Below are 13,301 nucleotides of genomic sequence, written 5' to 3' on the forward strand. Positions count from 1 at the left end.
TTGCCCTGCCATGCCCACCAGCCAAGCCACGACCCCCTCCCACAACCAGCTCGACACCAAGGCGCAGGCATGGTCCGCACTGTTTTCCGAGCCCATGAGCGACCTGGTCAAGCGCTACACCTCCAGCGTGTTTTTTGACAAGCGCCTGTGGCAGGCCGACATTGCGGGCAGCCTGGCGCACGCCGACATGCTGGCTGCGCAGGGCATCATCTCTGCCTCCGACCACGCCTCCATCCAGCGCGGCATGGCGCAGATCACGGCCGAGATCGAATCGGGCGCCTTCGAGTGGAAGCTGGATCTGGAAGACGTGCACCTGAACATCGAGGCACGCCTGACCCAGCTGGTAGGCGACGCCGGCAAGCGCCTGCACACCGGCCGCAGCCGCAACGACCAGGTGGCCACCGACGTGCGCCTGTGGCTGCGCGGCGAAATTGATTTGATTGGCGACCTGCTCAAGGAGCTGCAGGTGGCGCTGGTCGATGTGGCGGCGCAGAACGTCGAGGTGATCCTGCCCGGCTTCACCCACCTGCAAGTCGCCCAGCCCGTGAGCTTTGGCCACCACATGCTGGCGTATGTGGAGATGTTCAAGCGCGATGCCGAGCGCATGGCCGATGTGCGCCGCCGCACCAACGTGCTGCCGCTCGGGTCAGCGGCGCTCGCCGGCACCACCTACCCGCTGGACCGCGAGCGCGTGGCCAAAATGCTGGGCATGGTGGACGCCAGCGGCCACCCCGTGGTGTGCCAGAACAGCCTGGACGCCGTGAGTGACCGCGACTTTGCCATCGAATTCACCGCCGCTGCCAGCCTGTGCATGGTGCATGTCAGCCGCCTCTCTGAAGAACTCATCATCTGGATGAGCCAGAACTTCGGTTTCATCAAGATCGCCGACCGCTTCACCACGGGCTCGTCGATCATGCCGCAGAAGAAGAACCCCGACGTGCCTGAGCTTGCCCGCGGCAAGACCGGCCGCGTGGTCGGCCACCTCATGGGCCTGATCACCCTGATGAAGGGCCAGCCCCTGGCCTACAACAAGGACAACCAGGAAGACAAGGAGCCGCTGTTTGACACCGTGGACACGCTCAAGGACACGCTGCGCATCTTTGCCGAAATGGTGGGCGGCCAGCTCAACCCTGCCACGGGCAAAAAAGAAGGCGGCATCACCGTCAACGCGCCCGCCATGGAGCAGGCGGCACTGCGCGGCTATGCCACCGCCACCGACCTGGCCGACTACCTGGTCAAGAAGGGCTTGCCGTTTCGCGATGCGCACGAAACCGTGGCCCACGCCGTGAAAGCCGCCACCACGCACGCCTGTGACCTGTCGGAGCTGCCCCTGGCGGTGCTGCAGGGCTTTCACCCGCAGATCGAAAAAGACGTGTACGAGTGCCTTAGCCTGCGCGGCTCGCTCAACGCGCGCAACACGCTGGGCGGCACGGCGCCCGCGCAGGTGCGTGCGCAGATTGCACGCCATCAGGCACGGCTGGCGGTGTGACGCGGTTATATGTGAAATAGGGCTCTGGCGCTTGATGGTATTGCGCTAGCAGCTCTGTTTTTAGTAGCATTGGGTATCCCTGATGCGTGCGGACCGTGCGGCGCAACGCAGCTCGTGCTGCCGTTGGCCACACCGCCACCCGATACGCCGATATGCCGATGAGTGGTCTGGTGGCCGCGTTCTTTCTGCCTTGTTCCTGTGTTCCCCACCCGGTTGTTCCTTTGAGGAGTTGGATATGTCTTTGCGCCGCACCGTTGTTTCGCGCGCCTTGCGCGGCATGGCCGTTCTGGCAGCCGGCCTGGCCGTGTCTGCCGCCATGGCCCAGCCCAAACCCCTGCGCATCCTGGTGGGTTTTCCGCCCGGCGGTGGTACCGACGCCATTGCGCGCACGCTGTCCGAGCGCCTCAAGGACGCGCTGGGCGTGGCGGTGGTGGTCGAAAACCGGCCCGGTGCCGGTGGGCAGATTGCCGCACAGGTGCTCAAGGCATCGCCGCCCGACGGCACCACGGTGTTTCTCACACACGACCACACCATCTCCATCTTGCCGCTGGTGGTGAAGAACCCCGGCTACCAGCCCGACCACGACTTTGTGCCCGTGGGCGGCTTTGCCACCTTTGTGAATGCCTTTGCCGTGTCGGGCGGCACCCCGGCCACGGGCTTTGGCGACTATGTGCAGTGGGTGCGCACGCAGGGCGGTGGCAAGGGCGCCGTGGGCATTCCGGCGCCTGCGTCCACCCCCGAGTTTTTGGTGAAGGTGGTGGGCGAAAAATTCCAGCTCGATCTGGTGTCGGCTCCCTACCGAGGCGCTGCGCCCATGATGGCCGACATGCTGGGCAACCAGATCAGTGCGGGCGTGGGCTCGGTGCAGGACTTCATGGAAAACCACAAGGCCGGCAAGCTGCGCGTGGTGGCGGTGCTGGGTACCAAGCGCCAGGCGGCCATGCCCCAGGTGCCCACGTTCGACGAGCTGGGTCTCAAGGGGTTTGAAGACCTGCCGTATTACGGCTTCTATGCCCCGGCCGGCACCTCGCAAAAATTCATCACCCAGTTCTCGGTGGCGCTGGCCAAGGTGGTGGCCGAGCCCGAGGTGCGCCACCACCTCACCGCCATGGGCCTCACCGTAGGCTTCATGACACCGCAGCAACTGGCCACGCGTGAGCACGCCTACACCGAAGCCTGGCGCCGCATCATTAAGACCAGCGGGTTTGTGCCGCAGTAAGCCTGCCAGGGCGGGGGGCAGCCCGAGGTTCGAAAATTCACGTAAAAATAGCTGCTAGCGCTTGATGGATAAGCGCTAGCAGCTATTATTGTTATAGCGTATGCCCGCCGCCATGGCAGCGGGCATACCGGCGTGCACAACAGCGGACATGTGCCCTGGCGTTACAGCATGGCCTCGCGCTGCTGCTCGGCGCGCGATGCGCCAATGGCGGTTTCCACCTTTTTCACTTCTTCTGGCGGCGGCAGCACGGCGGGCATGCCCAGCGCCTCGATCGCCAGCTCGCGGCTCCAGCCCTTGGTGTGGTAGAGGTGGTGGTCTTCCTGCTTTTCGACCGCCTCGTGCGCGGCTTTCAGGGCCTTGCCCAGGTCGCCGGTGGCCGCTTCAGCCACCTTGCCCAGCAGCTCCCAGTTGGCGTGGTCCTTGGTTTCGGCGTGCACCACGCATTCGGCAGCCACCAGCTGGGCCGCCGCCGGGTCTGCGCCCTTCTGGGCCATCTGCATGGCCTTCACCAACGATTCGCCAATGTGCTTGACCACCTGGCGTGTGGGCGTTTGCGTGTCGGGGCTCAAGCCCAGCGTGTCGCACAAACCGCGTACGACCTTCTGGTGGGTGAGCGTCTCCTCCAGATACTCTTCCCACTCTTTTTTCAGGTCGGGGTTGATGGCGCAGGCGATGGCGGTGCGGTACACCTGCTCGCCACCGAGCTCGGTTTCCATCATCTGGATGACCAGATCGTTGAGTTGCTGGCTGTCATAGCGTGCTTTGGACATGGGATCTCCTTGGGTTGCTGTGGTGAGGTGTTGAACGGTTGCAGCTTGCTTACGCCAGCGTGCGCAACTTGGGCTCGCGGTCCCATTGGCGGGTCTGGGCGGCGGCGATGAAACCTTGCACATCGGCCGGGTCCAGCACGCCCGCATCGGGCTCGATGCCACCGGCCTGCAGGATGGCCTGTGTGCCCTTGCAGGCGGCAATGGCCTTGAGGTGACCAAAGGCATCGCGGAACCAGTCCACGGCCGCGGCCTCCTTGGCCAGCACGGCGCCCATGTCGGGCGACAGCACCGAGGCCACGGCGTCAAAAACCACGGAAGGCGTTCCAGCGAGCTGGCCGTCGGCGGGCAGCAGGGTGCCGTCTTTCAGCACCGCACCGCCCACCTTGGGCGCCACGATCTTCACCGTGGCGCCGGCCTTTTCCAGCGCCTTGCGAAGGTTGGCCACCGAGGTGCCGTTGGACCCATCGGCCACCAGGATGCCGACGCAGCGCCCCTGCAGCGTGGGTTTCATGCGGTCGATGATGCGCAGCGCGGGCGACAGCGGCAGGTCTTGCACGGGCTCCACCGTCGGCGGCGCAGGCGGCAGGGCCTGCATGCCCAGGCCGTCGGCCACGCGCTGGGCCAGTTCGGCATCCACATGCTGCAGGTGGCCCACCACGGCCTCCCGCACATGGGGCGTGCCCACCTTGGACAGCTCGAACACCGTGGCCGACGCCAGGTGGGCCTGCTCCAGCGGACTCTGGCTGCGGTAAAACATGCGCGCCTGGCTGTAATGGTCGGCAAAACTCTCGGCGCGCACGCGGCCTTTCACACCATCATCGGCCTGGGCAAAGTGACGAAAGCCCTGGGCCTGCGATGCGCGCGGGCTGTCGGCCTGCAGGCTGCTGGGCTCGTAGTTCACGCGGCCCTTGGGCACCTGCATCTGCATGTGGCCATCGCGCTGGTTGTTGTGGAAGGGGCACTTGGGTGCGTTGATGGGGATCTGCGCAAAGTTGGGCCCGCCCAGGCGCGAAAGCTGGGTGTCGAGGTACGAGAACAGCCGGCCCTGCAGCAGCGGGTCGTTGCTGAAATCGATGCCTGGGGGCACGTTGGCGGGGCAAAAGGCCACCTGCTCGGTCTCGGCAAAAAAGTTGTCGGGCCAGCGGTTGAGCACCATGCGGCCAACAGGTTGCAGCGGGATCAGCTCTTCGGGGATGAGCTTGGTCGGGTCGAGGTGGTCGAACGGAAAGTCTTGCGCATCCTCATCGGTAAAGAGCTGCACCGACAGCTCCCACTCGGGGAAGTCGCCCGCCTCGATGGACTCGAACAGGTCGCGGCGGTGAAAGTCGTTGTCGGCCGATTGCAGCTTGACGGCCTCGTCCCACACGGTGGACTGGATGCCCAGCTTGGGGCGCCAGTGGAACTTCACAAACGTGCTTTCGCCCGCCGCGTTCAGCAGGCGAAAGCTGTGCACGCCAAAGCCTTCCATCATGCGCAGGCTGCGCGGCAGGGTGCGATCGCTCATGGCCCACATCACCGTGTGCAGGGTTTCGGGCGTCAGCGAGACGAAATCCCAGAACGTGTCGTGTGCGCTGGCGGCTTGCGGAAAGCCCCGGTCGGGCTCCATCTTCACGGCGTGCACCAGGTCGGGGAACTTCATCGCGTCCTGAATAAAGAACACGGGGATGTTGTTGCCCACCAGGTCCCAGTTGCCTTCGGGCGTGTAGAACTTCACGGCAAAGCCACGCACGTCACGCGGCGTGTCCACCGAGCCCGCGCCACCGGCCACGGTGGAAAAGCGCGTGAACACGGGCGTTTGCACGCCCACTTCGGTCAGCACCTTGGCGGTGGTGTATTGCTTGAGCGAATGCGTCAGCTCAAAAAAGCCGTGCGCCGCCGAGCCGCGCGCATGCACGATGCGCTCGGGGATGCGCTCGTGGTCAAAGTGCGTGATCTTCTCGCGCAGGACGAAGTCTTCGAGCAGCGTAGGGCCGCGCGGCGCGGCGCGCAGCGAGTTCTGGTTGTCGGCGACCGGGATGCCCAGCTGCGTGGTCAGCACCGGGTGGGTGCCCTTGGCCTGCTGCTGCAACTCGCCTGCGTTGCCGCGGTGGCTGTCGGCCTGGGTGGAAGACGGTTTGGCTGCGGGCGATTTGGTCGCTGCGCTGCGCGGGGTAGGGGGTCGTGCCATGGGTGCTCCTGTGGGGGTGCGGGACAAGGGTTTTGGACAGGCGCTTATCTTTGTGCCGGGCAAAGCCATGTGGCGTAGGACGCCGCCCCATGGATCCGTCGTCGCCGTTTATCGAAACGCCACCGGCGGCGGGCCGCGCGGGGCGACACGTAAGCGCATGCAACGCCGCGCGGTTTGTCGTGCTGTTTTGTTACGCTTGCCGCTACCTTCGGAGGGGAACGCGTGAACGCAAAGAAATGGATGCTGGCCGCCAGCCTGGCGCTGATGGCTTGGGGCGCGCACGCCCTGCAAATCGCCAGCTTTTCGCCCCAGGGCGAGGTGGCGCGCGTGCGCCAGATGGTGGTCAAGTTCGACGCGGCGGCCGTCCGCTTTGGCGACCCCAAGGCGCCGGCCCCCGTGAACCTCAGTTGCAGCGATGCCGCCGCCACCCAGGGCACGGGCCGCTGGACCAGCGAGCGCGAATGGGTCTTCGACTTTGACAACGACCTGCCGCCCGGTGTGCGCTGCACCGCCACTGCAAAATCAGGGTTCAAATCGGCCTCTGGCGCTTTATTGACGGGCGCAATTAGCTATCAATTTAATAGTGGTGGCCCGTTTGTCCGGAGCGTGCGGCCCGGCACCTACGAAGAGATCGACGAAGAACAGTTTTTTGTGCTGCAACTGAACGGACCGGCCACGCTGGCCAGCGTGCAGGCCAACGTGTGGTGCGCCGTGGAAGGGGTGGGCGAGCGCGTGCCGGTGCGGCTGATCGAGGGGGACCAGCGCAGCGAAATGCTGAAATCGCTGGGGCTGGAGCAGCGCGCGCTCAAGGATCCGCTGCAATTTGTTTCGCTGGCCTGCAACCGGCGCCTCACCTCGGGCTCGCGCCTGCAGCTGGTGTTTGGCAAAGGCGTGGCCACGCCCAGTGGCGTGCCCAACGCGGTGGAAAAGCGCTTTGACTACAAGGTGCGCCAGCCTTTTGCCGCCGAGTTCAGTTGCGAGCGCGAGAACGCCCAGGCCGCCTGCCTGCCGATTCGGCCGCTGCAACTGGCCTTCAACGCGCCTGTGCCGCGCAAGCTGGCAGCCGCCATCCGCCTGAAATCGCCCACCGAAACCCTGCAGCCGCGCCTGGACGGTGGCGCCGAAGGCCCGCAGGCCGATGCCCTGGTGAACAGCGTGCAGTTTGCCGCGCCCCTGGCCGAAAACGCGGCCTTCACGCTGGAGCTGCCCAAGAATTTCAAGGACGCCTCGGGCCGCACGCTGCGCAACGCCGACAACTTTCCGCTGAAGGTGGCCACGGGCGGCATGCCGCCGCTGGCCAAGTTTGCGGCGGCGCCGTTTGGTGTGGTGGAGCGCTTTGCCGAAGGCCCGGCCGCCGACAAGCCCCCCGCGCTGCTGCCCGTCACGCTGCGCAATGTCGAGGCAGCCCTGCGTGTGCAGGCGCTGCAGCCGGGCACGGCCAACCCCAAGGCCCCCGCAGGCAAGGTCAGCACCCTCAAGCCCCGCACCGATGCCGACATCATTGCCTGGTTCAAAAAGGTGCACCGCTACAACAGCCATGTGGTGGACCGCAAAGAGGCGCGCAAGGACATCACCGGCCCGCTGCCCCCGGTGTTGGACAAAGACGTCGACAAGGACTACGTGCAGTCGCGCATGCTGTCGCTGCTGGCGGGCAAAGGCGGAGTCAAGACGCTGGATTTGCCCCAGCCCGCCCGCGACGACCCGCGCCCGTCCGAGGTGGTGGGTATTCCGCTCACGCCCGGCTTTCACGTGGTGGAGATTGCCTCGCAAAAGCTGGGCGCCTCGCTGCTCGATGAACGCCATGGCAACGCCCGCACGATGTTTGTGCGCACTTCGGCCCTGGTCACCAACCTGGGTGTGCATTTCAAGCTGGGCCGCGAAAACGCCCTGGCCTGGGTCACCACGCTGGACAAGGGCCAGCCAGTGCAGGGCGCTACGGTGCGGGTGTCTGACTGCAAGGGCAACGAACTGGCCAACGCCTTGACCGACGCGCAGGGCATTGCCCGCATCGAAGGCCTGTCGTCCGACCCCGGCCGCTGCAGCGACGGGGGCGACTATGGCGAAGGCGGCAGCGCCTATTTTGTGAGCGCGCGCCAAACAGGCACCGATGGGGTGGAGGACATGGCCTTTACCTGGAGCGACTGGCAGCGCGGCATCGAGCCCTGGCGCTTTAACGTGCCCACCAGCACCGAGGCACGCCCCGACGAGCGCGCCCACACCATTTTTGACCGCACGCTGCTGCGTGCGGGCGAAACGGTGTCGATGAAGCATCTGCTGCGCGCTGAAACGCGCCAGGGCTTTGCGCTGCCCTCGGACCGACCCGACCTGCTGGTCATCACCCATGTGGGCAGCGGCCAGCAGTTCACCCAGCCACTGGCATGGCGCAACACCGCCACGGGCGGCCTGAGCGCCCAGAGCAGCTTTGCCCTGCCGCCAGCGGCCAAGCTGGGGGTGTACCAGGTGGAGCTGCGCAACGACGCCATCACCGAAGGTGGCTACGGCTCGGGCGAGTTTCGGGTAGAGGAGTTCCGCCTGCCGGTGCTGCAGGGCCGCATCGCGCCCAGTGACAAGAAAGCACTGGTGCATGTGCGCTCGGTGCCCACCGATGTGCAGATCAACTACGTGGCGGGGGGCGGCGCCGCCAACCTGCCGGTGCGCGTATCGGCCCTGGTGCGCGGCAAGGCCCTGCACTACAGCGACTACGAGGCTTTCAGCTTCAGCCCCCCGCGCAAGCGCGAGCACGCCAATGCCCGCAGTGATGACGAGGAAGCCACGGCCAGCCAGGATGCGCGCGTGATTGCCGACAAGCTGCCGCTCACGCTGGACCGCAGCGGCGCGGGCAAGCTCACCATCGACAACGTGCCCCAGGCGCGCCAGCCGCAAGAGCTGCTGCTGGAGGCCACCTACGCCGACCCCAATGGCGAAGTGCAGACGATTCGCAGCACCCAGACGCTGTGGCCCGCCGCCGTGGTGGCGGGCATCAAGACCGAGGGCTGGGTGTCGGCCCGCCAGAAAATGCGTTTTCAGGCGCTGGCGCTGCAGCACGATGGCAAGGCCGCGCCCGACACCAGCCTTCAGGTGCAGGCCATTGCGCGCATCACCACCACCACGCGCAAGCGCATGGTGGGCGGGTTCTACAGCTACGACAACCAGACCGAAACCAAAGACCTGGGCACCGTGTGCACCGGCAAGAGCGACAGCCGCGGCCTGCTGCTGTGCGAGGCCCGCCTCGATGAGGCGGGCGAGGTGGAGCTGGTCGCCACGGCCACCGACCCGGTGGGCAACACCAGCGAGTCGGCCGCTTCGGTGTGGGTGACGCGCCAGGGCGAGCTGTGGTTTGGTGGCGAAGACCACGACCGCATCGACCTGCTGCCCGAGAAAAAGAGCTACCAGCCCGGTGAAACCGCCAGGTTCCAGGTGCGCATGCCGTTCCGATTTGCCACGGCCCTGGTGGCGGTGGAGCGCGAGGGCATCATCGACACGCAGGTGGTGCAGCTCAACGGCCAGGACCCCACGGTGAGCCTGAAAGTGCAGCCCGACTGGGGCCCCAACGTGTACGTGAGCGTGCTGGCCCTGCGCGGCCGCCTGCGCGAGGTGCCGTGGTACAGCTTCTTCACCTGGGGCTTCAAGGCACCGCGCGAATGGTGGACGTCGTTCTGGTACGAGGGCAAGGAATACCAGGCGCCCACGGCGCTGGTGGATTTGTCCAAGCCCGCGTTCCGCGTCGGCCTGGCCGAGATCCGCGTGGGCACGCAGGCCCACCAGATCGACGTGAAGGTGACGGCCGACAAGGAGACCTACGCCGTGCGGGGCAAGGCGCAGGTCACCATCACGGCCACGCTGCCCGGGGGCAAGCCCGCCGCCCACGCTGAGGTGGCGCTGGCCGCCGTGGACCAGGCCCTGCTGGAGCTGATGCCCAACACCAGCTGGAACCTGCTCGAAGCCATGCTGCAGCGGCGCAGCTGGGGCGTAGAAACCTCCACCGCACAGATGGAGATCATCGGCCGCCGTCACTATGGCAAAAAGGCCGTGCCCGCAGGCGGTGGCGGGGGCAGGGCGCAGACGCGCGAGCTGCTCGACACCTTGTTGCTGTGGCAGCCCGCGATCCAGCTCGATGCCAACGGCCAGGCCAAGGTGACGGTGCCGTTGAACGATGCATTGACTACCTTCAAGATCGTGGCGGTGGCCGATGCATCCACCGGCCTGTTCGGCATGGGCAGCACGAGCATCCGCGCCACGCAAGACCTGCAGATCATCAGCGGCCTGCCGCCGCTGGTGCGCGAGGACGACCAGTTCCGTGCCCAGATCACGCTGCGCAACACCACCAAGGCGGCGATGAAGGTGGAGGTGGCACCGCGCGCCACGCTGCTCGATTTGAAGCCGCAAAGCATCGATATCCCGCCCGGAGAGGCGCGCGAGGTGGCGTGGAGCGTGACGGCACCCGCGCAACTGGCGCAGACCCGCGCCCAGGCCATCCTGTGGGAGATCGAAGCCAAAGACCAGGTCAGCGGCGCGCGCGACGCCCTCAAGGTCAGCCAGAAGCTGATCCCGGCCGTGCCGCTCACGGTGCAGCAGGCCACTCTGGTGCAGGTGGAGGGCAGCTTCAACCTGGATGTGAATCCGCCCGCCGACGCCTTGCCGGGCCGGGGCGGCCTGAAGATGTCGCTGCAGCCCAAGCTGGCCGAAGGCTTGCCGGGCGTGCGCGACTGGTGGGCGCGCTACCCCTTTGCCTGCCTGGAGCAAAAGACCAGCAAGGCCGTGGGCCTGCGCGACGGCGCGCTGTGGCAAGCCGTGGTGGCGCAACTGCCCACCTACCTTGATGGCGACGGCCTGGCCAACTACTTCCCGCCGCGCGATGGCGACAGCAACCGGGGCAGCGACACGCTCACCGCTTACCTGCTGGCCACCGCGCATGAGGCATCCAGCATCAACCCCGCGTTTGCACTGCCCGATGTGGCCCGTGCACCCATGGAGCGTGGCCTGATCGCGTTTGTCGAAGGCCGCGTCGAGCGCAACTTCTGGAGCCCCCGCAAAGACCTCGACATGCGCAAGCTCGCGGCCATCGAGGCGCTCTCGCGCTACGGCAAGGCGCAGGGCCGCATGGTCAGCAGCATCACCATTGCGCCCAACCAGTGGCCCACGCACACGGTGATCGACTGGGTGAATGTGTTGAAGCGCGTGGCCGATGTACCCCAGCGCGACCAGCGTCTGGCCGAGGCCATGCAGGTCCTGCGTGCGCGCCTGTCGTTTCAGGGCACCAAACTCATCTTCAGCACCGAGCAAGACGACTACTGGTGGTGGCTGATGCAAAACGGCGATGTCAACACCGCGCGCCTGATGCTGGCCGTGATGGACGACCCGGCCTGGAAAGACGACATGGGCCGTCTGGCCAACGGCTTCATCAGCCGCCAGCAAGCGGGTGCCTGGCACACCACCACGGCCAACCTGTGGGGCGGCCTGGCGCTGGAAAAATTCAGCGCCAGGTTCGAGGCCACGCCGGTGTCGGGCACCACCAAGGCCACGATGTCCGGCAACACGTCCAGCGTGGACTGGAGCAAGGTCGAGCGCGTGAAGGCCAGCGACATGACCGGCGCCGCGCACCAGGCCACCTGGTTTGGTGCACCCGCATCGCCGGGCAACCTCAAGAACAACGACATGTTCCTGCCCTGGGGCAAGGCCGGCGGCAAGGAGAGCCTGGCGGTGGCACACCAGGGCCCGGGCAAGCCGTGGCTCACCCTGCAGTCCGTGGCCGCCATAGCGCTCAAGGCGCCGTTTGCAGCGGGTTATGCCATCACCAAGACCATCACGCCGGTGGAGCAGGCCAACCCATCGCTGCCTGCAGGCCAGTACACGCGCGGCGACGTGCTGCGCGTGACGCTCACGGTCAACGCCAGCGCCAACATGACCTGGGTGGCCATCACCGACCCCATACCGGGCGGCGCAACCATCCTGGGCAGTGGCCTGGGCCGCGATTCAGAGATCGCCACGCAGGGCGAGAAGAAGAGCGGCAGCGGCTGGCCCGCTTTCGAGGAGCGCAGCTTCGAATCCTTTCGCAGCTACTACGAGTTTCTGCCCAAGGGGGTGGTGAAGATGGAATACACCGTGCGGCTGAACAATGCCGGCGAGTTTGCGCTGCCCCCAAGCCGCGTGGAGGCACTGTATGCGCCGGAAATGTTTGGCGAGTCTCCCAATGCGCGCGTGAAGGTGGTGACGGCGCCCTGAGACCGGGTGGCCCTGTGGCGGGGTGCGCAGCGGCGTGCGCCGGCCGCTGGGTCGGGGGTCAATGTGTGTGGGTGATGCTATATAAAATATAGCTGTTAGCGCTTATTGCATAAGGGCTAGTGGCATATTTTGTTTGAGTTTTTCATGGCCACTGGGTGACGAAATGCCGTGGTGCGGTGGTGACTGTCACACGGCGGTTGGCAGTGCGAAGTGGCGCCGCACGGCCCACGCCGCCCTTGTGAACCAGCGCATATGACATGGTGGACACACACTGGCGCGGCTGACTTTTGTTTGTCACAAGCGGTATCTAGACTGGCCGCATGTCTTCGATTGAACTCAATGCAGTTGCCAAGTCGTGGGACCAGGTCACTGCGTTGCATTCGATGCAATTGCGCATTGAACCGGGTTCCTTTTGCGTCCTTCTGGGCCCGTCAGGCTGCGGCAAATCCACCACCTTGCGCATCATTGCCGGGCTCGAAACAGCCACCTCGGGGCAGGTGCTGATTGATGGCAAGGATGTCACCCATCTGCCGCCTGCGCAGCGCGGCGTGGCCATGGTGTTTCAGAACTATGCGCTGTTTCCGCACCTCACCGTGGCCGACAACATCCAGTTTGGCCTGTCGGTGCGCAAGGTGCCCAAGGCCGAGGCGGCACAGCGCCTTCAGGAAACCGCACACCTGCTGGGCCTGACCGCCTTGCTGGACCGCCGGCCCGCGCAGCTTTCGGGCGGGCAGCAACAGCGCGTGGCGCTGGGCCGCGCGCTGGTGGCGCAGGCCAAGGTGTGCCTGATGGACGAGCCCTTGTCCAACCTCGATGCCCAGTTGCGCCAGGAAATGCGCAGTGAGCTGCGCGAGCTGCAGCAGCGGCTGGGTCTTACGGTGGTCTATGTCACGCACGACCAGGCCGAAGCCATGAGCATGGCCGACCAGGTGGTGCTGCTGCACAAGGGGCAGGTGGAGCAATGTGCGGCGCCGCGCGAGATGTATGCGCGCCCCGCCAGCACCTTTGCCGCCCGTTTCATCGGCACGCCGGCCATGAACCTGGTGCTGCTGGAGTCGGGGTGCATCGCGGGCAGCCGGTGGCGGGTGGGCGGCGACGGGGCTCCCTGCATGGGCCTGCGCCCCGAAGCCATTGCGGTGGCGCACGGCGGTGCCAGCCTGTCCGGCGCACGCGAGCCCGGAGCGATCGAGCTGCCCGCGCAGGTGGTGGGGCAGGAATATCTCGGGGCCGATCTGGTGCTGCGCTGCCAGGTGGGCAGCGAGGTGCTGACCGTGCGTGCGCCAGGCCCGCAGCAGGTGGCGCCGGGCGCACCGGTGCTGCTGCGCTGGTCTGCGCAAGACACCCATTTTTTTGACGGCAACGGCCAGCGCGTGGCCTCGGCCGCCGTGAGTCCGGACGTGCTGGTTGCACTGCGTGCCGCCGCATGAACCGCTC

At 66.2% G+C, this 13,301-nt stretch carries 6 protein-coding genes; 4 read left to right on the top strand and 2 right to left on the bottom strand.

Annotated elements, in window-relative coordinates; all coding sequences use genetic code 11:
- Positions 1 to 10: 10 nt before the first annotated feature.
- Positions 11 to 1,489, top strand: a complete 1,479-nt coding sequence (gene argH, locus K226_RS0108340) for an argininosuccinate lyase (RefSeq protein WP_024814365.1) — start codon at positions 11 to 13, stop codon at positions 1,487 to 1,489.
- Positions 1,490 to 1,724: 235 nt separating this feature from the next.
- Positions 1,725 to 2,708 carry a Bug family tripartite tricarboxylate transporter substrate binding protein gene (locus K226_RS0108345; protein WP_024814366.1) on the top strand — a complete coding sequence of 328 codons (984 nt, stop codon included), beginning with the start codon at positions 1,725 to 1,727 and terminating at the stop codon, positions 2,706 to 2,708.
- Positions 2,709 to 2,869: 161 nt separating this feature from the next.
- Here K226_RS0108345 and K226_RS0108350 read toward each other — a convergent pair whose 3' ends face one another.
- Both K226_RS0108350 and K226_RS0108355 read right to left on the bottom strand, forming a co-directional pair.
- Positions 2,870 to 3,478 (bottom strand): hypothetical protein, encoded by a 609-nt coding sequence (locus K226_RS0108350; protein WP_024814367.1) that lies wholly within the window; start codon positions 3,476 to 3,478, stop codon positions 2,870 to 2,872.
- Between the two features lie 49 nt (positions 3,479 to 3,527).
- Positions 3,528 to 5,645, bottom strand: a complete 2,118-nt coding sequence (locus K226_RS0108355; protein WP_024814368.1) for a catalase — start codon at positions 5,643 to 5,645, stop codon at positions 3,528 to 3,530.
- A gap of 240 nt (positions 5,646 to 5,885) precedes the next feature.
- Between K226_RS0108355 and K226_RS0108360 the strand changes: the two genes are divergently transcribed.
- Together K226_RS0108360 and K226_RS0108365 are read left to right on the top strand one after the other, a co-directional pair.
- Positions 5,886 to 11,867: an MG2 domain-containing protein gene (locus tag K226_RS0108360; protein WP_035241553.1), complete on the top strand. Its 5,982-nt coding sequence runs from the start codon at positions 5,886 to 5,888 to the stop codon at positions 11,865 to 11,867.
- A 320-nt stretch (positions 11,868 to 12,187) separates the two neighbouring features.
- On the top strand, positions 12,188 to 13,294 hold the full coding sequence (locus K226_RS0108365) for an ABC transporter ATP-binding protein (protein ID WP_024814370.1): 1,107 nt from the start codon (positions 12,188 to 12,190) through the stop codon (positions 13,292 to 13,294).
- Positions 13,295 to 13,301: the final 7 nt, after the last annotated feature.

Origin of the sequence: Acidovorax sp. JHL-3 (assembly GCF_000526295.1) — a bacterium.
Lineage (GTDB): Bacteria > Pseudomonadota > Gammaproteobacteria > Burkholderiales > Burkholderiaceae_C > Acidovorax > Acidovorax defluvii.

Coding starts and splice junctions, on each gene's coding strand:
- argH (WP_024814365.1), top strand. CDS start 11: ATGCCCACCAGCCAAGCCACGACCCCCTCCCACAACCAGCTCGACACC.
- K226_RS0108345 (WP_024814366.1), top strand. CDS start 1,725: ATGTCTTTGCGCCGCACCGTTGTTTCGCGCGCCTTGCGCGGCATGGCC.
- K226_RS0108350 (WP_024814367.1), bottom strand. CDS start 3,478: ATGTCCAAAGCACGCTATGACAGCCAGCAACTCAACGATCTGGTCATC.
- K226_RS0108355 (WP_024814368.1), bottom strand. CDS start 5,645: ATGGCACGACCCCCTACCCCGCGCAGCGCAGCGACCAAATCGCCCGCA.
- K226_RS0108360 (WP_035241553.1), top strand. CDS start 5,886: ATGCTGGCCGCCAGCCTGGCGCTGATGGCTTGGGGCGCGCACGCCCTG.
- K226_RS0108365 (WP_024814370.1), top strand. CDS start 12,188: ATGTCTTCGATTGAACTCAATGCAGTTGCCAAGTCGTGGGACCAGGTC.